A 24,686-nucleotide genomic window follows, 5' to 3' on the forward strand; every position below is an offset into this window, starting at 1 on the left:
GATCCGTCACCCCTATGTCGTCCGCGCCGTCCTTCAGGAAGCGGCGCCCGGCCTGTCCACCAGTTCGATCCGGTCCACCGCGTTGCACCAGCGGCAGCGGACCGACTCGATGGTCTCACTGACCACCTGCCGCTCCTCGACCGTCGGTTCTCCGGCGAGGTCCAGATGGACGTACTCGACCACCTTGGACGAGCGGGTCACGTCGAAGCGGGTGAGGTTGCCGCAGAGCGTGCAGCGCCAGCGGGTCTCGGCGGTCGGCAGGGGAACCGTCGTCATCGTGCCGTCCTTCTTCCTGTTGCGGGATACCAGGTGCGGGAGCCGCGGTGCGCCGTCGAACTGCGGTCGTACTGTCCGCCACACTACGGCCTCGCGGGAAGGCCGGAACACGGCGAGGCACTCTGTCCCCTTCGCCCCCGGTACGCGATGATCTGTCCGTGATCGAATGGCGAAGCGCGGCCCGCGGCGTCCTGCGGGGCGTCCGCGGCGGTCCCGTGGTGACGTACGGGCTGATCGCCGCCTGCTGCCTCCTCTTCGCGATCGGCCCGGTCTCCGGGCTCCACCCGGCGCACGGCACGGGCGACGCCCTCCTCGCCGCCCAGGGCTCCCACTTCCGCCGCTGGGGCGTCGTCCCCGCCGAGCTGGTGAGCGGCGATCCGCGCGCCCTGCTCACCCCGCTCACCGCGCTCTTCGTCCACGGCGGCTGGCTCCACCTCCTGGGGAACATGCTCTTCCTCCACGTCTTCGGCGCGATGGCCGAGGAGCGCATGGGGTCGGTCGAGTACGCCCTCTTCTACCTGGGGACCGGCTGCCTCGCCCTCGTCGGCTACGCGATGGCGCACGCGGACAGCGAGCAGACCCTGGTGGGGGCGTCGGGGGCGATCTCCGGTGTGCTCGGGGCCTTCCTCTTCCTCTTCCCGCGCTCGCGGGTCACCAGCCTCTTCCCCTTCCTCTTCTTCCTGCCGCTGCGCTTCCCCGCGTGGATCGTGCTGGTCTTCTGGTTCGCGCTCCAGTGGCTGGCCGCGCGGACGGCGGGGGCCGGTCCCGGCGTCGCGTACCTGGCCCATGTGGTGGGCTTCTCGCTCGGCTTCCTCTACGCCTGGGTGCGCCACCGGGGTGGGGATAGAGTGAAGGCCACAGCCGCGGCCACCGAGGGAGAAAGCCAGCCGTGATCAGCGCGATCGTGCTCATCAAGACCAGCGTGGACCGCATCCCCGAGATCGCCGAGTCGATCGCGGCGCTCGACAGCGTCAGCGAGGTCTTCTCGGTGACCGGCACGTACGACCTGATCGCCATGGTCCGGGTGCCCCGCCACGACGACCTGGCGGACGTGATCCCCGGCAGCATCAGCAAGATCCCGGGCGTCGAGGCGACGGACACGCACGTCGCGTTCCGCACGTACTCGCAGCACGACCTGGAGGCGGCCTTCGCCATCGGCCTGGAGTCCTGAGGCGCTTCACGGCGGCAGACGGAGGGGGCCTCCCGGGCGGGAGGCCCCCTTCACCCGTACGAGTGAGTACTCAGCCGCGGTCCGGGACGCAACGGCCGTCCTCGGTGCGGTACTTCCACCGGGCGCCGTCCCGGACCAGCTCCTTCACGGCGCCGACGAACCGCTCCACGTGCTCGTCGGGGGTGCCGGCGCCGAAGCTGACCCGTACGGCGTTGAGGGACCTCTCCCCCGGCGCCGCCTCGGGGGCGCCGCACTCGCCCGGGTCCCGCGGGTCGCCGCCGAGCAGGGTGCGGACCAGCGGGTGGGCGCAGAAGAGGCCGTCGCGGACGCCGATGCCGTACTCGGCGGAGAGGGCGGCGGCGAAGTGGGAGCTGTTCCAGCCCTCCACGACGAAGGAGATGACGCCGACGCGCGGGGCGTCGTCGCCGAAGAGCGAGAGGACCCTGACCTCGGGGACCTCCGCCAGGCCCGCGCGGACCCGGGCGACCAGGCGGTTCTCGCGCTCGACGAGGGCGTCGAAGCCGGCCTCGTCGAGCGCCTTGCAGGCGGAGGCGATCGCGAGGACGCCGATGACGTTCGGGGAACCGGCCTCGTGGCGGGCCGCGGTGGTGTGCCACTCCACGTCCACGCCGCCGTCGGCCCGGCGCGTCACCGTGCGGGAGGCGCCGCCGCCCGCGAGGTAGGGCTCGGCGTCCTGGAGCCAGTCGGCGCGGCCGGCGAGGACGCCGGAGCCGAAGGGCGCGTACAGCTTGTGCCCGGAGAAGGCGACCCAGTCCACGTCGAGGTCCGCCACGGAGACCGGGTGGTGGGGCGCGAGCTGGGCGGCGTCGAGCACGATCCGGGCGCCGTGCGCGTGGGCGGCGGCGGCCAGCTCCCGCACCGGCCACAGCTCGCCGGTGACGTTGGAGGCGCCGGTGACGCAGACCAGGGCGGGGCCGTGGGGGTCCCGTTCCGCGAGGGCGCGCTCCAGGGTCCCGACGGCCTGCTCGGGGGTGCGCGGCGCGTCGAGGTACGTCACCCGGGCGTCGCCCCAGGGCAGGAGCGAGGCGTGGTGCTCGGTCTCGAAGACGAAGACCTGGCAGCCGGCGGGGAGGGCGGCGGCGAGCAGGTTGAGCGAGTCGGTGGTGGAGCGGGTGAAGACGACCTGGTCGCCGGGGCGGCAGCCGAGGAACTCCGCCACGGTGGCGCGGCTGTTCTCGAAGAGGTCGGTGGAGAGCTGGGAGAGGTAACCGGCGCCGCGGTGGACGCTGCCGTAGTACGGGGCGTACGCGGCGACGTCGTCCCAGACCCGCTGGAGGGCCGGGGCGCTGGCCGCGTAGTCGAGCGCCGCGTAGGTCACCTCGCCGCCGGTGACGAGCGGGACGGTGACGTCCCGGCCGAGGACGGGCAGCGGGGCGGGGCGGCAGGGACCGGCGGACTCGGTGGCGGCGGGCCCGGTGACGGCGGAATCTGCGGCGGACTCGACGACGGTGGCAGCGTGCGGGCGTGCGGACATGGCGGTATCTCCCGGCGGGCGGTGCGGAACGGCTTCGGTGGATCCCGTACGCGGCCGGACACGGCGGGGCACGGGGGACGCCTCGGAGGACACGGGGGTACGCGGAAGGGACCCTGTTCCGAGGGTGAAGAAGGGGCGGACTCGCCCTATCGCATTCGCTTGCTCACGGAAAAAACTCCTCGGTGACCAGGACCCCTGGTGTTCGAGGGATCCGCGCTTGCCGCAGACCTCGCTGCCTGCGGCCTGGTCATCACCCGGGGCACCCCGCCACGGAAGGAGGGTTGCCGGACAGCGAGCCGGGGCCAAAACGCTGTCACTCGTGACCTGGAGAGCATCCTGCCACATGATCGCCGCGGCGCAAGACCCCGGTCCGCATGGTGGACCGGGGCCGTACGGCGCGGGGGCTACGCGTTGCTGGCGGCGATCCAGCGCTCCAGGGCCCGCCGGGCGGCACCGGAGTCGATCGCCTCGGCGGCCTTCTCCATGCCCGCGCGGATCCGCTCCGCGAGGGTGCCCTCCCCCGGTTCGAGCGCCGTCAGCGCCGCCGCCGAGTTGAGCAGCACCGCGTCCCGCACCGGCCCGGTCTCCCCGGCGAGCAGCCGGCGGGCCACGTCGGCGTTGTAGGAGGCGTCGGCGCCGCGCAGCGCCTCCACCGGCACGAGGTCGATGCCGACGTCACGGGGGTCGAAGGTCTCCTCCCGCACCGCGCCGTCCCGGACCACCCAGACCCGCGAGGTGGCGGTGGTGGTCAGCTCGTCGAGCCCGTCGTCACCGCGGAAGACGAGCGCGGAGGAGCCGCGCCCGGCGAGCACCCCGGCGACGATGGGGGCCATCCGGGGGTCCGCCACCCCGGTCGCCTGGGCCCGCACCCGGGCCGGGTTGGTGAGCGGACCGAGGAAGTTGAAGACGGTGCGGATGCCGAGTTCCCTGCGGGCCGTCGCGACGTGGCGCAGCGCCGGATGGAACCTCACGGCGAAGCAGAAGGTGACGCCGGCCTCCTCGGCGACCTCGGCGACCCGCTTCGGGGCCAGGTCCAGGTTGACGCCGAGCTTCTCCAGGACGTCGGAGGCCCCGGAGGCGGAGGAGGCCGCGCGGTTGCCGTGCTTGACGACCTTGGCCCCCGTTCCGGCGACCACGATCGCGGACATGGTGGAGATGTTGACGGTCTTGGCGCCGTCGCCGCCGGTGCCCACGATGTCGACGGTGGCGCCGGGCACCTCGATGGTGTGGGCGTGCTCGTACATCGTCCGGACGAGGCCGGTGATCTCCTCGACGGTCTCGCCCTTGGCGCGCAGGGCCACGACGAACCCGGCGATCTGCGCGTCGGTGGCCTCGCCGCGCAGGATCCGGTCCATGGCCCAGGCGGTGTCCTCGGCGCTCTGGTCGCGGCCGCTCAGCAGGCCGTCCAGGACGACGGGCCAGGAGCGGCCCGCCGTGGTGGGTCCTCCAGCGGGGGTCACAGCGCCCATGGCAGCTCCCGGTCATCATCGCGTGACGGATACGGGCCCACCCTATCGACCCCCGGGGACGGCGAAGAGCCCCGTCCGGCGTGTGGACGGGGCTCTTGCCGTGGCGACTTCAGGGCGTCGGGAGCGTCAGGTGATCAGTGGTGGCCGTGGCCGCTCTGGATCTCCTTGTACTCCTCGACGGTGGGCTTGGGGATCTGGCTGTCCCCGCCGTAGTAGCCCCTGTTGAGCTTGATCCGCAGCTTCTCCATGCGGCCGATCTTCCGCTCCACGCCGTTCTCGTCCACGGCCGGCGGCAGTGCCGCGGGCTCGTACTGCTCGTGCGCCGTGAGGCGGTGCAGCTCGCCCTGGCTGAGCGGCTCGTGGATCTCGACGAACTCACCGTGCGGCAGGCGCTTGATGATGCCCGACTCGCGGCCGTGCAGCACCTTGTCCCGGTCCCGGCGCTGGAGGCCGAGGCAGATCCGCTTGGTGACGATGAACGCGATGACCGGGCCGACGAAGAAGAAGATCCGCACGAACCAGGTGATCGAGTTGATCGACAGGTGGAAGTGGGTCGCCCAGAGGTCGTTTCCACCGCCCACGAGCATGATCATGTACGCGGTGATCCAGGCGACGCCGAAACCGGTGCGCGTCGGAGCGTTGCGCGGGCGCTGCGCGATGTGGTGCTCGCGCTTGTCGCCCGTGATCCAGGACTCGATGAACGGGTAGACCGCGATCGCGCCGAGCACCGCCGGGAAGATCGCCAGCGGGATCATCACGCCCAGGACGAGCGTGTGGCCCCAGAGGTTGATCTCCCAGCCCGGCATGACGCGGATCAGGCCCTCGGCGAAGCCCATGTACCAGTCGGGCTGGGCGCCGGTGGACACCTGGTCCGGACGGTACGGGCCGAGCGCCCAGATCGGGTTGATCGAGGCGATCGCCGCGATGACCGCGATGACGCCGAAGACCAGGAAGAAGAAGCCTCCGGCCTTCGCCATGTACACGGGCAGCAGCGGCATGCCGACGACGTTCTTGTTCGTGCGGCCGGGACCCTCGAACTGCGTGTGCTTGTGGACGAACACCAGGATGAGGTGGGCGACCACGAGGCCCAGCATGATGCCGGGCAGCAGCAGGATGTGCGCCGAGTAGAACCGGGCGACGAAGTCGCCGCCGGGGAACTCCCCGCCGAACAGGAACATCGAGAGGTACGTGCCGACGACCGGCACGGACAGGATCGCGCCCTGCATGAAGCGGACACCGGTGCCGGAGAGCAGGTCGTCCGGGAGCGAGTAGCCGGTGAAGCCGGTGAACATGCCCAGGAAGAACAGCAGGAAGCCGAACAGCCAGTTGATCTCGCGCGGCTTGCGGAACGCGCCGGTGAAGAACACGCGCATCATGTGCACGAACATGCCGGCGAGGAAGATCAGCGCCGCCCAGTGGTGGATCTGCCGGATCAGCAGGCCACCGCGCACCTCGAACGAGATGTGCATGGTCGAGTTGAACGCCTCGGACATCAGCTGTCCCTGGAGCGGGACGTACGGTCCGGCGTACTCCACCTCGTTCATCGACGGGTGGAAGAACATCGTCAGGTAGACGCCCGTCAGGATGATGATGAGGAAGCTGTAGAGGCAGATCTCGCCCAGCATGAAGGACCAGTGGTCCGGGAAGATCTTCCGCATGTTGGCCTTGGCCAGCGTGTAGATCCCCAGGCGTCCGTCGGCCCAGTCGGCGACCCGCTCACCCGCGGGCGCCTTCTTTTCGGTATCGGTCACGGTGCTCATCCGCGCTCCCAGAAGGCAGGGCCGACGGGCTCGTCGAAGTCGCCGAGCGCCTCCAGGAAGCCCTTGTCGTTCACGCCGATCCGCAGCTGCGGAAGGGCGTGACCGGCCGGGCCGAAGATGACGCGGGCGCCGTCGGAGAGGTCGAAGGTGGACTGGTGGCACGGGCAGAGGACGTGGTGCGTCTGCTGCTCGTACAGGGAGATCGGGCAGCCCACGTGGGTGCAGATCTTCGAGAAGGCGACGATGCCCTCGTGCGACCACTCGAGCTCGCGCTTGTCCTTGATGTCGTCCGGCTGGATCCGGACGATCATCAGGGCGGCCTTGGCGATCTCGGTCTGGAAGTGGTGGTCGTGCTCCGAGAGGCCCTCCGGCATCGCGAAGGTCAGCGAACCGACCGCGACGTCCTCGGGACGCAGCGGCTCGTGCGTGTTCATGTTGATGAGCTGCTTGCCCTTGGCCCACAGGGTGGTCCGGAGCTTCTTCTCGGGCAGCGGGCCCATGTCGCGCAGCAGCACGATGCTGGAGAGCGGCATGAGCGCCAGCGCGCCGAACATCGTGTTGCGGATGAGCTTGCGGCGGCCCATGCCGGACTCGGCGGCACCGGCCGCGAAGTCCGCCATGACCTTCGCCTTGACCTCGGGCGACGCCTCGATCGGGTGCCGCTCGTCCGCCACCTCGACGTCGGACATCAGGGTGCGGGCCCAGTGGACCGCGCCCGCGCCGATGAAGAAGAGGGAGGCGCCGAGGGTCAGGCCCAGGGAAAAGTTGAGCGCGGACACCCGGCCGAAGGGCCAGATGTACACGATCTTGTCGACCGGGAAGATCACGTACGAGGCGATGAAGCCGATCGTGGCCAGCATCGACAGCGTGAACATGAAGGCGACCGCGCGCTCGGACCGGCGGGCGGCCCGCTCGTCGATGTCCTGGATGCGGGGCTTGTGGGGCGGGAGGCCCGGGTCGGCGAACGGGTCGTCGGCGACCTTCACCGCGCCGTGCGCGGTGTCCTGCACTGCCGGCAGGTTCTCTTCTGGAATCTCTTGGCTACTCATGACTTCTTGGCCTTAGCGGTGTGGGCCGCGACCCAGATGGCAACTGCGATGAGCGCACCCAGACCGAAGATCCAGGCGAACAGGCCCTCGCTGACGGGACCGAGTCCACCGAGGGAGAGACCGCCCGGGTTGTCGGCCTCGTCGCTGTTGACGGCCTGGACGTACGCGATGATGTCCTTCTTCTCCTTCTCCGGCATGGTCGTGTCGGGGAAGGAGGGCATGTTCTGCGGGCCGGTCTGCATGGCCTCGTAGAGGTGCTTCGGGCTCACGCCTTCGAGGCTCGGGGCGTACTTGCCGTGGGTCAGCGCGCCGCCCTCCCCGGTGAAGTTGTGGCACTGGGCACAGTTGGTGCGGAACAGTTCGCCGCCCCGGCCCTTGTCGGCGCCCGCGGGGTTGTACTGCTGCTCGGTCGGCGTGATCGGGCCGGCTCCGAGGGAGGCCACGTACGCCGCGAGCCGGTCGATCTCGGCCTGCGTGTAGATGACCTTCTTCTTCGGGACCTGGGCGCCCGGCTGCTGGGCCGGCATGCGGCCCGTGCCGACCTGGAAGTCCACGGAGGCCGAGCCCACGCCGACGAGGGAGGGGCCGTCAGTGGTGCCCTGACCGCCGGTTCCGTGGCAGCTGGCGCAGCCGACGGAGTAGAGCTTCTTCCCCTCCTCGATGGCGAGGGACTGGGCGGTCTCGTCGGCCTTCGCCGTGCCCGCGGGCGCGAACGCGGCGTACAGCCCCCCCGTGGCCGCCAGCGCGAGAAGTAGGACGACGACCGCCGCCAGCGGATGGCGTCGTCGTGCGGAGAGCTTTTTCACGGATTACCCCGGTGTCAGGATCTTCTGCGTCGGTGCTTGCTGGATGTCTCGGTCCGCCGTGGTGGCGGATCCGATTACTTGATCATGTAGATCGTGGCGAAGAGGCCGATCCAGACGACATCGACGAAGTGCCAGTAGTAGGACACGACGATGGCGGCGGTTGCCTGCTCGTGGGTGAACCTCTTGGCGGCGTACGTCCGGCCCAGGACCAGCAGGAAGGCGATGAGACCGCCTGTCACGTGCAGGCCGTGGAAGCCGGTGGTCAGGTAGAACACCGAGCCGTACGGGTCCGACGAGAGGGAGAGCCCCTCGTGCTTGACCAGCTCGGTGTACTCGAAGACCTGTCCGCCGATGAAGATCGCACCCATCACGAACGTGATGATGAACCACGTCCGGAGCTTCTTCACATCGCCCCGCTCGGCGGCGAAGACGCCGAGCTGACAGGTGAGGGAGGAGAGCACCAGGATCGTGGTGTTGGTCGCCGAGAACGGGAAGTTCAGCGCCGAGGCCTTTTCTGCCCAGAACTCGGCACCCGTCACCGATCGCAGGGTGAAGTACATCGCGAAGAGGGCCGCGAAGAACATCAGCTCGGAGCTCAACCAGATGATGGTTCCGACGCTGGTGAGGTTCGGTCGATTGACCGACGGGTGCGCGTGCCCTGTTTCTACTGTCGTTACTGTCGCCACGACCGACATTATGTCGGTCGCTTATCCCGCCCTCACTCCGGGGGGTGCCGTTCGGAGTGTCAGAGGGGTGTGTCCAGCCCGAACGGCCCAGTGGAGGGGGCGGGAACCACCCTTCGAACGGTCGGCGAACGGGTGTTGACGGGCAGTGGAGCGGAGTAGCATCCGCCGCATCGGTCGACGACCGTCCCACGGACTTCCCCACGGAGGAACGATGCAGTCGAGTGCCACGGTCCTGGTCTACAGCGACGACGCGAACACCCGCGCGCAGGTCCGGCTGGCGGCCGGGCGCAGGCCCGCGGCCGACGTCCCCCCGGTCGAGTTCGTGGAGTGCGCCACGCTGCCCGCCCTCCTCGCCCGCCTGGACGAGGGCGGCGTCGACGCCTGCGTCCTGGACGGCGAGGCCGCCCCGGCCGGCGGCATGGGCGTCTGCCGGCAGATCAAGGACGAGGTCTTCCACTGCCCGCCCGTCCTGCTCCTCATCGGACGCCCCCAGGACGCCTGGCTGGCCACCTGGAGCCGCGCGGACGCCGCGGTCACCCTCCCGGTGGAACCCGTCGAACTCGCCGCCTCCCTCGCCGCCCTGCTGCGCGCCCGGCTCCCGGTCGGCGCGTGAGCTGATCAGAGCGAGGGCCGCAGGCGGGCCTTCTGGGTGGAGACCACCGGTTCCCCGGCGGTCTCCACCAGCGCGCTGCCCTGGCGCCACTTGTCCCACGTCAGGTTCCAGTCGCCGAACCCGTTGCCGAAGGGCTCCATCGTGTCGCCGTCGCTGTTGACGGTCCTGACGACGTCGCCGGGGCGCACGTTCTCGAAGAACCAGGCCGCGTTCCCGGTCGACATGCCGACACAGCCGTGGCTGACGTTCGCCACGCCCTGCGAGCCGACCGACCACGGCGCGGCGTGCACGTATTCGCCGCTCCAGGTCACCCGGGTGGCGTAGTACACGGGCAGGTCGTACGACTCCGAGCTGCCCTCGGAGATCCCGACGGTGGTGCCGCGCATCCGGACGTAGTACTCCTTGCCGAGCACCACCTTGGTGCCGTTGCGGGTGGAGAAGCCGGGCTTGCCGGTGGTCACCGGAATGGTGTTGATCACTTCTCCGTTGCGCTTCACCGTCATGTGGTGCGACCCGGCGTCCGCGATCGCCTCGACCCGGTCGCCGATGGTGAGCTTCAGCGGCGCGGAGGCGCCGCCGTAGAGCTTGTCGCCGATCTTGAGGCCGTCCAGGTTGCCGCTGACCGTGACGCGCGCGCCGGCGGGCCAGTACTCCTTCGGGCGGAAGTGCAGCTTCTTGTCGTCCACCCAGTACCAGGAGCCCTCGACGGAGGGCGTGGAGCGGACCTTGAGGGCCCGTTCGACGACCGCCCGGGAGGCCCTGTCCTTGACGGGGAGGCTGAGGTCGGCGGTGATGGGCTGCCCGACGCCGTACGTGCCCGCCTCCGGCCCGAAGTCGGCGGTCAGGGCCCGTTCGGCCGGGGCCGTCTCGAACGTGAACGTACGGACGCCCGGGGCGCCCTCCCCGTCCTCCGTGGCCACCCGGACCGTGTAACGGGTGCCGGCCGCCAGGGAGGCCGTGGAGCGCCAGCGCCGTCCGTCCGCCGTGAGCTCGCCCGCCAGGTGGCGTCCGGCGGCGTCGAGGGCGGTGACGTCGGCGATCCGGTCCCCGTCGCCCTTGGCGGTGATCTCCAGGGGCTTCTCGGGGTCGGCCCTGGTCCCGTCGGCGGGGGCGCTGACGGTGAGCGGACCGGCCCCGTCGTACGCCTTCGGCGTCGGCGGGCGGTCGTTCCGGGCCGTGCACGCGGTGACGGCCACGGCCAGCAGGGCACAGCTCACAACAATCCGGATGCGCGGCGTGTCGTTCATGGACTCACCGTAAGAACAATCCCCGGGCCGGGCGCGCCGAGTGCTGCAAAAGAGGGGCCCGGGCGCTTCGGTGACGAAGCGCCCGGGCCCCTCGGTGTGCTCCGGTGCGGAGCGGGATACCGCTACTGGTTCTGGTTCTCGCCGCGGTAGAACTCGAAGACCCAGCCGAAGAGGCCGACCAGGATCAGCGGGGCGGAGAAGTACAGCAGCCACCAGCCCATCGCGATGGCGAGGAAGGCGAACGCGCCGCCGATGGCCAGCGAGAGCGGCTGCCAGCTGTGCGGGGCGAAGAAGCCCACCTCACCGGCCTCGTCCGCGACGTCGGCCTCCTTGTCGTCCTGCGCCATCGCGTCGACACGCTTGGCCGTGAAGGCCAGGTAGTAGCCGATCATGAGGGCCAGGCCGAACGCCAGGAACAGCGCCGTCGTGCCGGCGGGCTCCTTGGACCAGACGCCGTAGAGGATCGCCATGCCGAGGATGAAGACGCTCAGCCAGATGAACATCTTGCCCTGGATCTTCACTTGCCGGCCTCCTTGCTGCCCGTGAGGGCCTCGGCCTCGTGCGGCTTGTTCTCGAGCTGGTCGAGAGCGGCGATCTCAGGGTGGTGCAGGTCGAACGCCGGGGATTCGGAGCGGATCCGCGGCAGGGTGAGGAAGTTGTGCCGCGGCGGCGGGCAGGACGTCGCCCATTCGAGCGAACGGCCGTAGCCCCACGGGTCGTCGACCTCGATCTTCTTGCCGTACTTGGCGGTCTTCCAGACGTTGTAGAAGAACGGCAGGATCGACAGGCCCAGCAGGAAGGAGGAGATCGTCGAGATCGTGTTCAGGGCGGTGAAGCCGTCGGCGTCGAGGTAGTCCGCGTAACGGCGGGGCATGCCCTCGGCACCGAGCCAGTGCTGCACCAGGAAGGTGCCGTGGAAGCCCACGAACAGCGTCCAGAACGTGATCTTGCCCAGGCGCTCGTCCAGCATCTTGCCGGTGAACTTCGGCCACCAGAAGTGGAAGCCGGAGAACATCGCGAAGACCACGGTGCCGAAGATGACGTAGTGGAAGTGCGCCACGACGAAGTACGAGTCGGAGACGTGGAAGTCCATCGGGGGCGAGGCCAGGATGACGCCGGTCAGACCACCGAAGGTGAAGGTGATCAGGAAGCCGACGGCCCAGAGCATCGGGGTCTCGAAGGACAGCGAGCCCTTCCACATCGTTCCGATCCAGTTGAAGAACTTCACGCCGGTCGGTACGGCGATGAGGAACGTCATGAAGGAGAAGAACGGGAGGAGCACGCCACCGGTGACGTACATGTGGTGCGCCCACACGGTCACGGACAGGCCGGCGATCGCGATGGTCGCGGCCACCAGGCCGATGTAGCCGAACATCGGCTTGCGGCTGAAGACCGGGATGACCTCGGAGATGATGCCGAAGAACGGCAGGGCGATGATGTACACCTCTGGGTGTCCGAAGAACCAGAAGAGGTGTTGCCACAGCAACGCGCCGCCGTTGGCCGCGTCGAAGACGTGGGCACCGAACTTCCGGTCCGCCTCCAGGGCGAACAGCGCGGCCGCCAGGACCGGGAAGGCGAGCAGGACCAGGACACCGGTCAGCAGCACGTTCCAGGTGAAGATCGGCATGCGGAACATCGTCATGCCCGGAGCGCGCATGCAGATGATCGTGGTGATGAAGTTGACCGAACCGAGGATCGTGCCGAAGCCGGAGAAGGCCAGACCCATGATCCACATGTCGGCGCCGACGCCCGGCGAGCGGACGGCGTCCGACAGCGGGGAGTAGGCGAACCAGCCGAAGTCGGCCGCACCCTGCGGGGTGAGGAAGCCGGCCACCGCGATGATCGACCCGAAGAGGTACAGCCAGTAGGCGAACATGTTCAGCCGCGGGAACGCCACGTCGGGCGCGCCGATCTGCAGCGGCATGATCCAGTTCGCGAAACCGGCGAACAGCGGCGTCGCGAACATCAGCAGCATGATCGTGCCGTGCATCGTGAACGCCTGGTTGAACTGCTCGTTCGACATGATCTGCGTACCCGGACGGGCCAGCTCGGCGCGCATGAAGAGCGCCATGAGTCCGCCGATGCAGAAGAAGACGAACGACGTGACCAGGTAGAGCGTGCCGATCGTCTTGTGGTCCGTGGTGGTCAGCCACTTGACCACGACATTGCCGGGCTGCTTGCGGCGTGCCGGAACCTCGTTCTCGTAAGGCTCCTCAGCCGCGGCCGCACCCTGGGGTTCGTTGAGGATGCTCACAGTTGCTTCTTCTCCGCGTTCCTGGCCGGGGCCGTCTGGTCGATGCCCGACGGGATGTAGCCGGTCTGCCCCTTCTCCGCCAGCTCCTTCAGGTGCTGCTGGTAGCGCTCCGGGGAGACCACCTTGACGTTGAAGAGCATCCGGGAGTGGTCGACACCGCACAGCTCGGCGCACTTGCCGAGGAACGTGCCTTCCTGCGTCGGAGTGACCTCGAAGGCGTTCGGGTGCCCCGGGATGACGTCCTGCTTCATCAGGAAGGGCACCACCCAGAAGGAGTGGATGACGTCGCGGGAGGTCAGGACGAACCGGACCTTCTCACCCTTCGGCAGCCACAGGGTCGGACCCGGGTTGCCGGTCTGCGGGTTGCGGTCGCCCGGGATGCCCGCGTCGTAGACGCCGCCGGCGTTGTCCGGGAACTGGTTCTTGTACCGCTCCGGCACCGTCTCCAGGTTCTTGTCCGTCTTGGCGTCGCCCTTCACTCCGGGCACGTTCTCGACGTAGTTGAAGCCCCAGCTCCACTGGTAGCCGACCACGTTGATGGTGTGGGCCGGCTTCGGGGAGAGCTCGAGGAGCTTCGACTCGTCGCGCGCGGTGAAGTAGAAGAGCACCGAGACGATGATGAGGGGAGTGACCGTGTACAGCGCCTCGATGGGCATGTTGTAACGGGTCTGCGGAGGTACCTCGACCTTGGTCCGGCTGCGCCGGTGGAAGATGGTGGCCCAGAGGATCAGGCCCCACACCAGGATGCCGGTGACGAGTGCGGCCGCCCACGAACCCTGCCACAGGGAGAGGATACGAGGCGCCTCTTCCGTGACCGGGGTGGGCATACCAAGGCGGGGGAAGTCTTCCCAGTTGTACGAGCAGCCGGTGGCTGTCGCCAGGATCAGGCCCGCAGTCAGCACCTGCGGCAGCTTCCGCCGCATCGGGCGCCGCGACGAGCGGTCGGAGCCGTTGGGACTCACGTAGCGCCTTCCCGAGAGTCTCGGCCCGCGTTGGTCGGCCACGGCCGTCCGTCTCGCTGGTCGGTCGCCGCCCCGTGCCGCGGGCAGGGGTTTGGATGTTTATGCGGACCAAACCCTACTGGACGCTATTTGGGGTCGCGCGGGGAGGGTGCCCAACGCGCCGTCCGACTCCCCGAAGGGGTGGAGTCCGGGGTTCCGGAGGGGGGTCCGGCTCACCCGTTCGGCGCCCTGGGGCCGGGGCGGGCGGGGGTTCTGACGGGAGTTCACGGGAACGGCCGCGGGGGGGGGCGGGCGACACGCCGGGCACGGGCCGGGGCGAGCCGGGCGGGGCGGAGGCCGGGACCGGGACCGGGACCGGGCCAGGTGGGGGGCCGGGGCCGGAGCGGGGCCGGACGGGGCCGGGGCCCCCGCACGCTCTACCGTGGGCGGATGCCGTACTTCGACGCCGCGTCCGCCGCTCCGCTGCACCCCGTCGCCCGCCAGGCGCTGCTCGCCTCCCTGGACGAGGGCTGGGCCGATCCGGCCCGGCTGTACCGGGAGGGGCGGCGGGCCAGGCTGCTGCTCGACGCGGCGCGGGAGGCCGCGGCGGAGGTCGTGGGCTGTCGTCCGGACGAGCTCGTGTTCACTCCTTCGGGGACGCGCGCGGTTCACGCGGGAATCTCCGGCGCGCTCGCGGGCCGTCGGCGTGTCGGGAACCGGCTCGTGGTGTCGGCGGTCGAACACTCCTCCGTCCTGCACGCGGCCGAAACACACGCGGCGGCGGGCGGGACGGTGACGGAGGTGCCGGTGGACCGGTCCGGGGCGGTGGACGCGGCGGGCTTCGCGGCGGCCCTGGACGGGGGAACGGCCCTGGCGTGCCTCCAGTCCGCCAACCACGAGGTGGGGACCGCGCAGCCGGTGGCGGAGGTGGCCGGGGCCTGCCGGGCGGCGGGCGTACCGCTCCTCGTGGACGCGGCCCAGTCGCTCGCCTGGGGCCCGGTGGAGGACGGCTGGTCGCTGCTCGCGGCGAGCGCCCACAAGTGGGGCGGTCCGGCGGGGGTGGGGCTGCTGGCCGTGCGGAAGGGGGTGCGGTTCGCTCCGCGGGGACCGGCGGACGAGAGGGAGTCGGGCCGGGCGCCGGGCTTCGAGAACCTGCCGGCGATCGTGGCGGCGGCGGCCTCGCTGCGGGCGGTCCGGGCGGAGGCGGCGGCCGAGGGGGCGCGGCTGCGGGGCCTCGTGGACCGCCTCCGGGCGCGGGTGCCGGAGCTGGTGCCGGACGTGGAGGTGGTGGGCGACCCGGTGCGGCGCCTCCCCCACCTGGTCACCTTCTCCTGTCTCTACGCCGACGGGGAGACGCTGCTGCACGAGCTGGACCGGGCGGGTTTCTCCGTCTCGTCCGGTTCCTCGTGCACGAGTTCGACGCTGACGCCCAGCCATGTGCTGCGGGCGATGGGGGTGCTGAGCGAGGGGAACGTCCGGGTCTCCCTGCCGCCCGGCACGGCGGAGGAGGACGTGGACCGCTTCCTCGACGTGCTGCCGGGAGTGGTGGCGGAGGTGCGGGCGCGCCTGGGCGCCCCGGACGCGCGGGCCGCCGCCCCCGCGGCCGGCCCCGCCGCGCCGGTTGTGGACGCGCGCGGCCGGCGCTGCCCGGTCCCGGTGATCGAACTGGCGAAGGCGATCGGCGACGTCCCGGTCGGCGGCACGGTGACGGTCCTCTCGGACGACGAGGCGGCCCGGCTGGACATCCCGGCGTGGTGCGAGATGCGGGGGCAGGAGTACGTGGAGGAGAGAGGCGCGCCGGGGGGCGGCAGCGCGTACGTGGTGCGCCGGCTGGCGTGAGGCCGCCCCTGTACGGGACCCCCGCGCGGGCCGGGCGGGGGTCCCGTACGGGTCAGACCAGGTGCGACCGGACCTCGGCCGCCGCGTCCTCGCCGTACGCCTTGGTGAAGCGCTCCATGAAGTGGGCGCGCAGCAGGGTGTACTCCTGGGTGCCCAGGGTCTCGATGACCAGGGTGGCCAGCATGCAGCCGACCTGCGCGGCGCGCTCCAGGCCGACGCCCCAGGTCAGGCCGGTGAGGAAGCCGGCGCGGAAGGCGTCGCCGACGCCGGTCGGGTCGACCTTGGCCGTCTCCTCCGGGCAGCCGACCTCGATCGGGTCCCCGCCGGCGCGCTCGATGCGCACGCCCCGCGAGCCCAGGGTGGTGACGCGGTGGCCGACGCGGGAGAGGATCTCCTCGTCGGTCCAGCCCGTCTTGGACTCGATGAGGCCCTTCTCGTACTCGTTGGAGAAGAGGTAGGTGGCGCCGTCGAGGAGGGTGCGGATCTCCTGCCCGTCCATGCGCGCGATCTGCTGCGAGAAGTCGGCGGCGAAGGGGATCGACCGGGCCCGGCACTCCTCGGTGTGGCGGAGCATCGCCTCGGGGTCGTCGGCGCCGATCAGGACCAGGTCGAGCCCGCCCACCCGGTCGGCGACGGCCTTGAGCTCGATCAGCCGGGCCTCGCTCATCGCGCCCGTGTAGAAGGAGCCGATCTGGTTGTGGTCCCGGTCCGTGGTGCAGACGAAGCGGGCGGTGTGCAGGACCTCGGAGATCCGCACCGACTCGGTGTCGACGCCGTGCCGGTCGAGCCAGGCCCGGTACTCGTCGAAGTCGAAGCCCGCGGCGCCCACCAGGAGCGGGCGGCTGCCGAGCTGGCCCATGCCGAAGCAGATGTTGGCGGCGACGCCTCCCCGGCGCACGTCCAGGTTGTCCACGAGGAAGGAGAGGGACACCGTGTGGAGCTGGTCGGCCACGAGCTGGTCGGCGAACCGTCCCGGGAAGGTCATGAGGTGGTCGGTGGCGATGGAGCCGGTGACTGCGATACGCACGGCGGGGCGCTCCTGCGGGAAGGCGGTAATGACAGTTCACGCTACCCGTTGCCGCTCCCCCTGCCGAACAGACGAAACTACCCCAGAGTAGGTCTTTTCCCCGGGGGCGCGAGGTGCGTACGGTGCGCCCATGAGTCTCTTTCCCGCTCCTGGTGAGCGATACGAGTCCGAGTCGAGCCTCGCCCGGCTGTGCGGCGACGGCGCGCGGATGGCGCCCCACTGGGTGACGCCGGCCGCCCCCGCCCCCGCCCCGGTCTCCCCCGCGCTGATCGTCGGGGTCGACGTGCCGGCCGCGTCGGCCCGGCTGATCGACGCCACCGCCGAGTACGGCGCCTGACGGAACCGTACGGGCGCCCGCCCCGTCCCACCCCCGTCCTCCACGAGGAGGACGGGGGCCGAAGGAGCGATGCCGTGAGCGGTACGGAGAACGGTCGGAGGCGGCGGACCCTGCTGACCGCCTCGGTGGCGGCGGGCGTGCTGCTCGCCGGGGGCGGCGGGGTGTACCTCGCCACCGCGGCGTCCGGCGACGGCGGTACGGACGGCGCGAGCCGGGCCGCCCCGGCCGGATCGCCCCCGTCGACGCGCCCGGGGAGCGGTGGCGGCGGCACGGGCGGCGCCCCGGGGATCGCGCCCGGCGAACCCGATCCCGGCGGTCGCGCCGGGATCGTCTACCGGGCCGAGGTCCCGCTCCCCCGGGGTCCCGCCTCGGCCGCCGTCCACCGGCCCGGGGGCACGGTCACCCCGGCGGAGGTGGCCGTGCTGGCCGAGGCGCTGGGCGTCACGGGCCGCCCCGTGGCGGAGGGGGACGTCTGGACGATCCGTCCCGGGAAGGACGATTCGGGACCGCGCCTCGACGTGTCCCGGAAGGCCCCGGGGGACTGGACGTACTCCTGGTACGACGGCGGTCCGGTCGGCGACACCTGCCTCAAGGGCAAGGCGTGTCCGCCGCCGGGAGGGGCGAAGCCCCCGCGCGGCGGCTCGCCGGTGAGCGAGGCGGCGGCGAGGGCCGCGGCCGCCCCCGTCCTGAAGGCGCTGGGCCAGGACGACGCGAAGGTGACCGCCGGCCGGGTGACGAACGGGTCCGTACGGGTGGTCGACGCCGATCCGGTGGTGGGCGGGCTCCCGACCCACGGCTGGTCGACGGAGCTGCGGGTCGGACCGGACGGCCTGCCGGTCTCCGGGAGCGGGACGCTCAAGGAGCCGGTCGCGGGCGCCGCGTACCCCGTGCTGGGCGCGGAGAAGGCGCTCGCCGCGCTGAACGAGGAGGCGGGGAGGGGCACGGGCCCGGCCGGCACCGGCGGTTGCGGTCCGGGCGCCCCGGCGGAGGACGGGGCCGGGAAGCCGGACGCCGGGCTCCCCGGTTCCGGGAAGCCGACGGGCGGGGTCCCCGGTTCCGGGAAGCCGACGGGCGGAACCGTTCCGTCCTGCCCGCCGGCCGGAGGGCCGGCCGCGCCGGTCGAGGTGCCGGTGACGGGCGCGGTGTTCGGGCTGGCCGCGCAGGACGCGGACGGCGAGCGGCAGCTCGTACCGGCGTGGCTGTTCACGGCGGACCCGGTGGACGCGGCGCCGTACACGGTGGCGCGGGCGGCGGTGGAACTCCCCCGGCCGGCACCGTCGGCGACGGTCCCGTCGTCGCCCGGCGAGGACACGGCGGTGCCCCGGCGCATCCAGTCGTACCGGACGGAGGACGGCGGACGGAAGCTGGCGGTCACCTTCTGGGGCGGGGTGTGCAGCACGTACGCGGTCACGGCGGAGGAGGACGCGGAGCGGGTCGCCGTCCGGATGGAGGAGGCCCCGGTCGATCCCGGCCGGGTGTGCGTCCTCACGGCGGTGGAGGTCACCAGGACGGTGACCCTGGACGCCCCGCTCGGCTCCCGGCCGGTGGTGGACGCGGCGAGCGGCGGGGCGGTGCCGCGCCGCTGACGTCCCCCGCGCACGCCGGAGGGCGGCGGCCCGGGAGGAAGTCCCGGGCCGCCGCCCTCCGGTGCGTACGGACTAGCTGAACGAGTCGCCGCAGGCGCAGGAGCCCGTGGCGTTCGGGTTGTCGATGGTGAAGCCCTGCTTCTCGATGGTGTCGACGAAGTCGATGGAGGCGCCGCCCAGGTACGGGGCGCTCATGCGGTCGGTGACGACCTTGACGCCGTCGAAGTCCTTCACGACGTCGCCGTCGAGCGAGCGCTCGTCGAAGAAGAGCTGGTAACGCAGGCCGGAGCAGCCGCCGGGCTGAACGGCGACGCGCAGGGCCAGGTCGTCACGGCCTTCCTGGTCGAGGAGGGCCTTCACCTTGGCCGCGGCGGCGTCGGACAGGAGGATGCCGTCGCTGACAGTGGTCTTCTCGTCCGATACGGACATCTGCTTCTCTCCCGGTGTGTACGGAGACTGCTTGCCGCCGGTTGCAACCGGCGGTGCCCCGGATTCATTCCGGGTCGAGTGTGTCTTCCTCCTTCATGCTCGCACACCGCGCGCCGGGCACGGGGGCGGCGAATTCGTCACATGGACACTATGGCCGTCGTCAAGGTGACGTGAAGAGGCTATGATAGATAGCGTCATTTAGACGAAAAGGTTCCCCGAAGAAAGGGTGCGTGACGTGACCACGGCCCAAACCCGTCATGAGCTCGACGTCCAGCCGACGCCGCTCGCCCTGCTCCTGCTCGGCCGCGAGGCCGACCCGAAGAGCGAGCGCGGCGTCGAGTGTCCGGGCGACCTGCCGTCGCCCTCCGACCCGGACCTCGTGGAGCGCGCCCGCGCCGCCAAGGAGAAGCTCGGGGACAAGGTCTTCGTGCTCGGCCACCACTACCAGCGCGACGAGGTCATCCAGTTCGCCGACGTCACCGGCGACTCCTTCAAGCTCGCGCGCGACGCGGCGGCCAGGCCGGAGGCGGAGTACATCGTCTTCTGCGGCGTCCACTTCATGGCGGAGTCGGCGGACATCCTGACCGGCGACGACCAGAAGGTCGTCCTGCCCGACCTCGCGGCCGGCTGCTCGATGGCCGACATGGCCACCGCGGAGCAGGTCGCCGAGTGCTGGGACGTGCTGACCGAGGCCGGCGTCGCCGAGCAGGTCGTACCCGTCTCGTACATGAACTCCTCGGCCGACATCAAGGCGTTCACCGGCAAGCACGGGGGCACCATCTGCACCTCGTCCAACGCGGAGCGGGCCCTGAACTGGGCGTTCGAGCAGGGGGAGCCCGGCACGACCAAGGTGCTCTTCCTGCCGGACCAGCACCTGGGCCGCAACACCGCCGTCCGCGACATGGGCATGTCCCTGGACGACTGCGTGCTCTACAACCCGCACAAGCCGAACGGCGGGCTCACCGTCGAGGAGCTGCGCGCCGCGAGGATGATCCTGTGGCGGGGTCACTGCTCGGTGCACGGCCGCTTCTCGCTGGACTCGGTCGACGACGTGCGCGAGCGCATCCCGGGCGTGAACGTCCTCGTCCACCCCGAGTGCCGGCACGAGGTCGTCGCCGCCGCGGACTACGTGGGCTCGACCGAGTACATCATCAACACCCTGGAGGCGGCCCCGGCCGGTTCCAAGTGGGCCATCGGCACGGAGCTGAACCTGGTCCGGCGGCTGGCGAACCGATTCGCCGACCAGGGCAAGGAGATCGTCTTCCTCGACAAGACGGTCTGCTTCTGCTCGACCATGAACCGCATTGACCTGCCGCACCTGGTGTGGGCCCTGGAGTCGCTGGCCGAGGGCAAGCTCGTCAACCGGATCCAGGTCGACCAGGAGACGGAGAGCTTCGCGAAGCTGGCCCTGGAGCGGATGCTGGCGCTGCCGTAACGATTCTCCGTCCGGGCGACCGGAAGGCCGGAGAACGCGGAGGTCCCGCCACCCCGAGGGGTGGCGGGACCTCCGCGCGACATCCGTGCCGAAGGAGCCGGTCCGGCCGGATCAGTTCGGGATGAGACCGTCGTCGGAGAGCATCGCCCGGACCTCTTCGAGCCGCGCGTCCGGGGCCGGGAGGATCAGCTCCGAGGGCTCCAGGGCGTCGTCCGGGAGCGGCTCGCCGAGCCGCCGGACGGCGTCGAGGAGGGCGCCGAGCGTCCGCCGGAAGCCGTCCGCGTCGCCGCTCTCCATCTCCGCGAGCAGTTCGTCGTCGAGCCGGTTCAGTTCGGCGACGTGGCTGTCGGCCAGCTTCCGCTGGCCCTCCCCCATGATCCGTACGATCATGACGCGTCCTGTTCTCCCGAGGGGCCGCCGGGAACCGCCGGCCGTTCTCCCGCTTCTGCTTCTACTTCTCGAAGCGCGGGTGGGACTGGTTCTGGTGCCGCGGCGCCGCCGTGCCGTCGCCGCCCTCGATCGCCTGCTGCTGCGCCGACGGTCCGCCGGCCAGCTCGGCCTTCATCCGCTGGAGCTCCAGCTCGACGTCCGTACCGCCGGACAGCCGGTCCAGCTCCGCCTGGATGTCGTCCTTCGCGAGCCCGGACTGGTCGTCCAGGGCGCCGGAGGCGAGCAGTTCGTCGATCGCTCCGGCCCGCGCCTGGAGCTGGGCGGTCTTGTCCTCGGCCCGCTGGATCGCCAGGCCGACGTCGCTCATCTCCTCCGAGATGCCGGAGAACGACTCCGCGATCCGGGTCTGGGCCTGGGCCGCCGTGTAGGTCGCCTTGATCGTCTCCTTCTTGGTGCGGAAGGCGTCGACCTTGGCCTGGAGACGCTGCGCGGCGAGGGTGAGCTTCTCCTCCTCGCCCTGGAGCGTCCGGTGCTGCACCTCCAGGTCACCGACCTGCTGCTGGAGCGCGGCCCGCCGGGACAGCGCCTCGCGCGCCAGGTCCTCGCGACCGAGCGCCAGCGCCTTGCGGCCCTGGTCCTCCAGCTTGGCGGACTGGCCCTGCAGCTGGTTCAGCTGGAGTTCGAGCCGCTTGCGGGAGGTGGCGACGTCGGCGACGCCCCGCCGCACCTTCTGGAGCAGCTCCAACTGCTTCTGGTAGGAGTAGTCGAGCGTCTCGCGAGGGTCCTCGGCCCGGTCAAGGGCCTTGTTCGCCTTCGCGCGGAAGATCATCCCCATACGCTTCATGACACCGCTCATGGGCTTCGCGCGCCCCCTTCTGACGGACTCGGCCGACTCTTCCAACAAGGTCCACAGTACGGGCCCCGACTCCATTACCGCACTGTCCGGAGCGGGATGCGCTCCTCCCCAAGGACGACTGCGCGCGGCGCTCCCTCCCGCGCAGGGAGTAGACGGCTCCCGGGGAGACCCGCACCCGTCCCCGCCCCGTACCGTCCAGGACGCGGTCCGTTAGCGGATCGTTCCCGACCGGCATGGGGTTCATGCCCCCCACCCCGTACCCTTGGGTTTTGTGTTCCGTAGCCGTTCGAAGGAAGAGAAGGCCCCCACCGGCAAGGTGACGGCGGACCTCTCCACCCCGCAGCCCCGCGACCCCCAGGCCCCCAAGGGCCGCCCGACCCCGAAGCGGAGCGAGGCGCAGTCCCAGCGCCGTCGCGCCGCGACGGTGCCGACCGACCGCAAGGAGGCCGCCAAGCGCCAGCGCGAGGCACGCCGCTCGGACCTGGCCCGTCAGCGCGAGGCGCTGGCCAGTGGCGACGAGCGTTATCTGCCGGCCCGCGACAAGGGTCCGGTCCGCCGCTTCGTGCGCGACTTCGTGGACTCGCGGTTCGCGATCGCCGAGTACTTCCTGCCGATGGCCGTGGTGATCCTCGTGCTCTCGCTGTTCGGCAACGCCAACCGGGGGCTGCAGAACATCTCCCTGCTCCTCTGGCTCGGCGTGATCGTCCTGATCGTCATCGACTCGATCGGCATCTGGCTCCGGCTGCGGAAGCAGCTCAACGAGCGGTTCCCGAACGAGCCGAAGCGCGGGGCCGTGGCCTACGGCCTGATGCGCACGCTCCAGATGCGCCGACTGCGGCTGCCGAAGCCGCAGGTCAAGCGCGGGGAGCGGCCCTGAGCGCCGACGGTCCGGAAGTCGGCGGTCCCGTGCCCGGCACAGCGACACCGGGGACGGGCGGCTCCGTCCTGCCCGTCGTCACGCACTGGCCCGCCGGGACCGGCGGGCTGCGCGACACCATCCGCCAGGAGATCGTCGCCCGCCAGCTCGACGAGCAGATAACCGGCCGGTACCCCGTGGGGCAGCGGCTGCGGATCCTCGACGCGGGGATGGGGCAGGGCGTACAGGCCCTGCGCCTGGCGCGGGCCGGGCACACGGTGACCGGCCTGGAGGCCGATCCCGAGTCGCTGAAGGCGGCCCGCGAGTCGCTGTCGACCGAGCCCGCCGGCATCCGCGAGCGGGTCCGGCTGGTCGAGGGCGACGGACGCGAGACCGGGGTGCACTTCCTGCCCGGCAGCTTCGACGTGGTCCTCTGCCACGGCGTGCTCATGTACGCGGACGAGCCGGACGCGCTGCTCGCGGGTCTGGCCCGGATGCTGGCCCCCGGGGGCCTGCTCTCCCTGGTGGTGCGGAACGCCGACGCCCTCGCCATGCGGCCGGGGCTCGCCGGGGACTGGACGGGGGCGCTCGCGGGCTTCGACTCGGACGTCTACACCGACGACGACGGCGTGAAGGTGCGGGCCGACCGGCTGGACGCGCTGACCTCGACGCTCTCGGGGATCGCGGCGCCGCTGCACGCCTGGTACGGGGTGCGGGTCTTCACCGACGGCGTCCCGGCCGGGGTGGGCCTGCCGGCCGCCGACGAACTGGACCGGCTGTTCGCCGCCGAGGAGCGGGCCGGCCGCACGGACCCGTACCGGCGGATCGCGGCGCTGCTGCACCTGTGCGGGGTGCGGGGCTAGAGCGTGTGCCGTCCGCCCCCGGGCGGACGGCAGTCGCGGGGCCGTGGCCCCGGTTCCGCGCCCGGAGGTGCCGCGCCGTCTCCGGGGCCCCTGATCGGGTGCGCTCGCCGGGCCCGGGGACGGGAGGGAACGGATACTCCGGACATGGACGTATCCCGTGCCCACGCCCGTGTCCGCGCCCGCCGCCGCCTCCTCCCGCTGGCCGCCGGGGCCTGTGCCGCCGCGCTCGTCGGGGCCTGCTCCGCCCCCGGGGACGCCCCCGCGCCGGAACGGCTCGCCCGGGCGGCGGCGCCACTCGCCGCCAACGGGCTCCAGGACGACTACCGGGCCGTCATCAAGGACGTCCTGCCGTCCGTCGTGCAGATCGACGCGTCGGACAGCCTCGGCTCCGGGGTCGTCTACGACAGCAAGGGGCACGTCGTCACCAACGCGCACGTGGTCGGCCGGGAGAAGAGCTTCAAGGTCACGGCGGCCACCGGCGGGCAGCCGGTGACGGCGCGGCTCGTCGCCTCGTACCCGGAGCAGGACCTCGCGGTGATCCGGCTGAGCACCGTGCCCCAGGGGCTGAAGGCGGCCAGGTTCGGCGACTCCTCGACGGTGGACATGGGGCAGATCGTGCTCGCCATGGGTTCTCCGCTGGGACTGTCCGGCAGCGTGACCCAGGGCATCGTCTCGGCCACCGGCCGGACGGTCAGCGAGGGGCAGGCCGGCGGCGGCACGGGCGCGACCATCGCGAACATGATCCAGACGTCGGCCGCGATCAACCCCGGGAACAGCGGGGGCGCCCTGGTGAACCTCGACAGCGAGGTCATCGGCATCCCGACCCTCGCGGCGTCCGACCCGGAGCTGGGCGGCGGCGCGGCGCCCGGCATCGGCTTCGCGATCCCGGCCTCGACGGTGCGGACGATCGCGGACCAGATCATCAAGGACGGCAGGGTGACGGACTCGGGCCGGGCGGCCCTGAACATCACCGGCCGTACGGTCCTGAGCGACGACTACGAGCCGGCGGGCGTGGCGGTGGTGGAGGCCCCCGCGAACGGGGCGGCCGGCAGGGCGGGCCTGAAGCCGGGCGACGTGATCACGCGGCTCGGCGACGACGAGATCACGACCATCACCTCCCTGGCGGAGGCCCTGGCCTCGCGGAAGCCGGGCGAGAAGGTGACGGCGACGTACGTGCGGGGCACGGAGACGAAGAAGACCGAGGTCACGCTGGGCGAGACGTAACCGGTCCGGGCGGGGGCGCGGGGACCGGCCCGGACGGGGCACGGGAATCCGCTCCGGAAGGGGCGCGAGGCCCTGCC

At 71.4% G+C, this 24,686-nt stretch carries 25 protein-coding genes and 1 riboswitch; of the genes, 10 read left to right on the forward strand and 15 right to left on the reverse strand.

What is annotated here, in order from left to right; all coding sequences use genetic code 11:
* Positions 1–33: 33 nt before the first annotated feature.
* Positions 34–276 (reverse strand): hypothetical protein, encoded by a 243-nt coding sequence (locus ACZ6AQ_RS01515; RefSeq protein WP_030205668.1) that lies wholly within the window; start codon positions 274–276, stop codon positions 34–36.
* 158 nt (positions 277–434) lie between these two features.
* Here ACZ6AQ_RS01515 and ACZ6AQ_RS01520 point away from each other — a divergent pair, with 158 nt between their 5' ends.
* Entirely contained in the window at positions 435–1,169 is a 735-nt protein-coding gene (locus ACZ6AQ_RS01520; RefSeq protein ID WP_468756653.1) for a rhomboid family intramembrane serine protease, read from the forward strand.
* Positions 1,166–1,447 carry an Lrp/AsnC family transcriptional regulator gene (locus tag ACZ6AQ_RS01525; protein WP_468756654.1) on the forward strand — a complete coding sequence of 94 codons (282 nt, stop codon included), beginning with the start codon at positions 1,166–1,168 and terminating at the stop codon, positions 1,445–1,447. Before ACZ6AQ_RS01520 ends, ACZ6AQ_RS01525 begins: the two co-directional genes overlap by 4 nt.
* A 70-nt stretch (positions 1,448–1,517) precedes the next feature.
* Here the strand turns inward: ACZ6AQ_RS01525 and ACZ6AQ_RS01530 are convergent, their stop codons facing one another.
* The 6 genes from ACZ6AQ_RS01530 to ctaE all read right to left on the reverse strand — a co-directional run bounded on the left by ACZ6AQ_RS01530 (position 1,518) and on the right by ctaE (position 8,721).
* Positions 1,518–2,942, reverse strand: coding sequence for an aminotransferase class V-fold PLP-dependent enzyme (locus ACZ6AQ_RS01530; protein ID WP_468756655.1), 1,425 nt, complete (start codon positions 2,940–2,942; stop codon positions 1,518–1,520).
* Positions 2,943–3,150: 208 nt separating this feature from the next.
* Positions 3,151–3,267, reverse strand: a riboswitch (SAM riboswitch).
* Between the two features lie 79 nt (positions 3,268–3,346).
* The gene (trpD, locus tag ACZ6AQ_RS01535; RefSeq protein ID WP_468756657.1) at positions 3,347–4,411 is read right to left on the reverse strand and encodes an anthranilate phosphoribosyltransferase; all 1,065 of its coding nucleotides are present in this window, start codon (positions 4,409–4,411) and stop codon (positions 3,347–3,349) included.
* Between the two features lie 134 nt (positions 4,412–4,545).
* On the reverse strand, positions 4,546–6,171 hold the full coding sequence (gene qcrB / locus ACZ6AQ_RS01540; protein ID WP_468756658.1) for a cytochrome bc1 complex cytochrome b subunit: 1,626 nt from the start codon (positions 6,169–6,171) through the stop codon (positions 4,546–4,548).
* The gene (gene qcrA, locus ACZ6AQ_RS01545) at positions 6,168–7,220 is read right to left on the reverse strand and encodes a cytochrome bc1 complex Rieske iron-sulfur subunit (protein WP_388696523.1); all 1,053 of its coding nucleotides are present in this window, start codon (positions 7,218–7,220) and stop codon (positions 6,168–6,170) included. The genes qcrB and qcrA overlap by 4 nt, the downstream gene beginning before the upstream one ends.
* On the reverse strand, positions 7,217–8,026 hold the full coding sequence (qcrC, locus tag ACZ6AQ_RS01550; RefSeq protein ID WP_468756659.1) for a cytochrome bc1 complex diheme cytochrome c subunit: 810 nt from the start codon (positions 8,024–8,026) through the stop codon (positions 7,217–7,219). Before qcrC ends, qcrA begins: the two co-directional genes overlap by 4 nt.
* Before the next feature lie 74 nt (positions 8,027–8,100).
* On the reverse strand, positions 8,101–8,721 hold the full coding sequence (gene ctaE / locus ACZ6AQ_RS01555) for an aa3-type cytochrome oxidase subunit III (protein WP_015033013.1): 621 nt from the start codon (positions 8,719–8,721) through the stop codon (positions 8,101–8,103).
* Between the two features lie 202 nt (positions 8,722–8,923).
* Here ctaE and ACZ6AQ_RS01560 point away from each other — a divergent pair, with 202 nt between their 5' ends.
* Positions 8,924–9,325, forward strand: a complete 402-nt coding sequence (locus ACZ6AQ_RS01560) for a hypothetical protein (protein WP_468756660.1) — start codon at positions 8,924–8,926, stop codon at positions 9,323–9,325.
* Positions 9,326–9,330: 5 nt separating this feature from the next.
* Here ACZ6AQ_RS01560 and ACZ6AQ_RS01565 read toward each other — a convergent pair whose 3' ends face one another.
* The 4 genes from ACZ6AQ_RS01565 to ctaC form a co-directional block, all read right to left on the reverse strand.
* Positions 9,331–10,572, reverse strand: coding sequence for a L,D-transpeptidase (locus ACZ6AQ_RS01565; RefSeq protein WP_468756661.1), 1,242 nt, complete (start codon positions 10,570–10,572; stop codon positions 9,331–9,333).
* Positions 10,573–10,694: 122 nt separating this feature from the next.
* A complete protein-coding gene (locus tag ACZ6AQ_RS01570; RefSeq protein WP_388696513.1) occupies positions 10,695–11,093 on the reverse strand; it encodes a cytochrome c oxidase subunit 4 in 399 nt (132 codons plus the stop codon).
* Complete coding sequence (gene ctaD, locus ACZ6AQ_RS01575; protein ID WP_468756663.1) at positions 11,090–12,826, reverse strand: aa3-type cytochrome oxidase subunit I; 1,737 nt, start codon at positions 12,824–12,826, stop codon at positions 11,090–11,092. Before ctaD ends, ACZ6AQ_RS01570 begins: the two co-directional genes overlap by 4 nt.
* Positions 12,823–13,788, reverse strand: a complete 966-nt coding sequence (gene ctaC / locus ACZ6AQ_RS01580; protein WP_388696508.1) for an aa3-type cytochrome oxidase subunit II — start codon at positions 13,786–13,788, stop codon at positions 12,823–12,825. Before ctaC ends, ctaD begins: the two co-directional genes overlap by 4 nt.
* A gap of 429 nt (positions 13,789–14,217) precedes the next feature.
* On the opposite strand from ctaC, the gene ACZ6AQ_RS01585 reads away from it, so the two are divergent.
* A complete protein-coding gene (locus tag ACZ6AQ_RS01585; protein ID WP_468756665.1) occupies positions 14,218–15,606 on the forward strand; it encodes an aminotransferase class V-fold PLP-dependent enzyme in 1,389 nt (462 codons plus the stop codon).
* A gap of 52 nt (positions 15,607–15,658) precedes the next feature.
* Here ACZ6AQ_RS01585 and ACZ6AQ_RS01590 read toward each other — a convergent pair whose 3' ends face one another.
* Complete coding sequence (locus ACZ6AQ_RS01590) at positions 15,659–16,633, reverse strand: carbohydrate kinase family protein (RefSeq protein WP_468756667.1); 975 nt, start codon at positions 16,631–16,633, stop codon at positions 15,659–15,661.
* A 130-nt stretch (positions 16,634–16,763) separates the two neighbouring features.
* On the opposite strand from ACZ6AQ_RS01590, the gene ACZ6AQ_RS01595 reads away from it, so the two are divergent.
* Both ACZ6AQ_RS01595 and ACZ6AQ_RS01600 read left to right on the forward strand, forming a co-directional pair.
* On the forward strand, positions 16,764–16,970 hold the full coding sequence (locus ACZ6AQ_RS01595) for a hypothetical protein (protein WP_388696500.1): 207 nt from the start codon (positions 16,764–16,766) through the stop codon (positions 16,968–16,970).
* A 74-nt stretch (positions 16,971–17,044) separates the two neighbouring features.
* Positions 17,045–18,556: a hypothetical protein gene (locus ACZ6AQ_RS01600; RefSeq protein WP_468756669.1), complete on the forward strand. Its 1,512-nt coding sequence runs from the start codon at positions 17,045–17,047 to the stop codon at positions 18,554–18,556.
* Between the two features lie 72 nt (positions 18,557–18,628).
* Here the strand turns inward: ACZ6AQ_RS01600 and ACZ6AQ_RS01605 are convergent, their stop codons facing one another.
* Positions 18,629–18,985, reverse strand: a complete 357-nt coding sequence (locus ACZ6AQ_RS01605; protein ID WP_018848827.1) for a HesB/IscA family protein — start codon at positions 18,983–18,985, stop codon at positions 18,629–18,631.
* 235 nt (positions 18,986–19,220) lie between these two features.
* Between ACZ6AQ_RS01605 and nadA the strand changes: the two genes are divergently transcribed.
* Positions 19,221–20,420 (forward strand): quinolinate synthase NadA, encoded by a 1,200-nt coding sequence (gene nadA, locus ACZ6AQ_RS01610; protein WP_468756670.1) that lies wholly within the window; start codon positions 19,221–19,223, stop codon positions 20,418–20,420.
* Positions 20,421–20,531: 111 nt separating this feature from the next.
* Here nadA and pspAA read toward each other — a convergent pair whose 3' ends face one another.
* Both pspAA and ACZ6AQ_RS01620 read right to left on the reverse strand, forming a co-directional pair.
* Complete coding sequence (pspAA, locus tag ACZ6AQ_RS01615) at positions 20,532–20,810, reverse strand: PspA-associated protein PspAA (protein WP_468756672.1); 279 nt, start codon at positions 20,808–20,810, stop codon at positions 20,532–20,534.
* Positions 20,811–20,871: 61 nt separating this feature from the next.
* On the reverse strand, positions 20,872–21,666 hold the full coding sequence (locus ACZ6AQ_RS01620; RefSeq protein ID WP_388696489.1) for a PspA/IM30 family protein: 795 nt from the start codon (positions 21,664–21,666) through the stop codon (positions 20,872–20,874).
* A 271-nt stretch (positions 21,667–21,937) separates the two neighbouring features.
* Between ACZ6AQ_RS01620 and ACZ6AQ_RS01625 the strand changes: the two genes are divergently transcribed.
* The 3 genes from ACZ6AQ_RS01625 to ACZ6AQ_RS01635 all read left to right on the forward strand — a co-directional run bounded on the left by ACZ6AQ_RS01625 (position 21,938) and on the right by ACZ6AQ_RS01635 (position 24,609).
* Positions 21,938–22,543: a DUF3043 domain-containing protein gene (locus ACZ6AQ_RS01625; RefSeq protein WP_388696487.1), complete on the forward strand. Its 606-nt coding sequence runs from the start codon at positions 21,938–21,940 to the stop codon at positions 22,541–22,543.
* A 107-nt stretch (positions 22,544–22,650) separates the two neighbouring features.
* Positions 22,651–23,385, forward strand: a complete 735-nt coding sequence (locus tag ACZ6AQ_RS01630; RefSeq protein WP_468757056.1) for a class I SAM-dependent methyltransferase — start codon at positions 22,651–22,653, stop codon at positions 23,383–23,385.
* A 144-nt stretch (positions 23,386–23,529) separates the two neighbouring features.
* Positions 23,530–24,609 (forward strand): S1C family serine protease, encoded by a 1,080-nt coding sequence (locus tag ACZ6AQ_RS01635; protein WP_468756674.1) that lies wholly within the window; start codon positions 23,530–23,532, stop codon positions 24,607–24,609.
* Positions 24,610–24,686 lie beyond the last annotated feature (77 nt).

The organism is Streptomyces sp. NPDC041191 (assembly GCF_055591945.1).

Coding starts and splice junctions, on each gene's coding strand:
- ACZ6AQ_RS01515 (WP_030205668.1), bottom strand. CDS start 276: ATGACGACGGTTCCCCTGCCGACCGCCGAGACCCGCTGGCGCTGCACG.
- ACZ6AQ_RS01530 (WP_468756655.1), bottom strand. CDS start 2,942: ATGTCCGCACGCCCGCACGCTGCCACCGTCGTCGAGTCCGCCGCAGAT.
- trpD (WP_468756657.1), bottom strand. CDS start 4,411: ATGGGCGCTGTGACCCCCGCTGGAGGACCCACCACGGCGGGCCGCTCC.
- qcrB (WP_468756658.1), bottom strand. CDS start 6,171: ATGAGCACCGTGACCGATACCGAAAAGAAGGCGCCCGCGGGTGAGCGG.
- qcrA (WP_388696523.1), bottom strand. CDS start 7,220: ATGAGTAGCCAAGAGATTCCAGAAGAGAACCTGCCGGCAGTGCAGGAC.
- ctaE (WP_015033013.1), bottom strand. CDS start 8,721: ATGTCGGTCGTGGCGACAGTAACGACAGTAGAAACAGGGCACGCGCAC.
- ACZ6AQ_RS01560 (WP_468756660.1), top strand. CDS start 8,924: ATGCAGTCGAGTGCCACGGTCCTGGTCTACAGCGACGACGCGAACACC.
- ACZ6AQ_RS01565 (WP_468756661.1), bottom strand. CDS start 10,572: ATGAACGACACGCCGCGCATCCGGATTGTTGTGAGCTGTGCCCTGCTG.
- ACZ6AQ_RS01585 (WP_468756665.1), top strand. CDS start 14,218: ATGCCGTACTTCGACGCCGCGTCCGCCGCTCCGCTGCACCCCGTCGCC.
- ACZ6AQ_RS01595 (WP_388696500.1), top strand. CDS start 16,764: ATGAGTCTCTTTCCCGCTCCTGGTGAGCGATACGAGTCCGAGTCGAGC.
- ACZ6AQ_RS01605 (WP_018848827.1), bottom strand. CDS start 18,985: ATGTCCGTATCGGACGAGAAGACCACTGTCAGCGACGGCATCCTCCTG.
- pspAA (WP_468756672.1), bottom strand. CDS start 20,810: ATGATCGTACGGATCATGGGGGAGGGCCAGCGGAAGCTGGCCGACAGC.
- ACZ6AQ_RS01620 (WP_388696489.1), bottom strand. CDS start 21,666: ATGAGCGGTGTCATGAAGCGTATGGGGATGATCTTCCGCGCGAAGGCG.
- ACZ6AQ_RS01635 (WP_468756674.1), top strand. CDS start 23,530: ATGGACGTATCCCGTGCCCACGCCCGTGTCCGCGCCCGCCGCCGCCTC.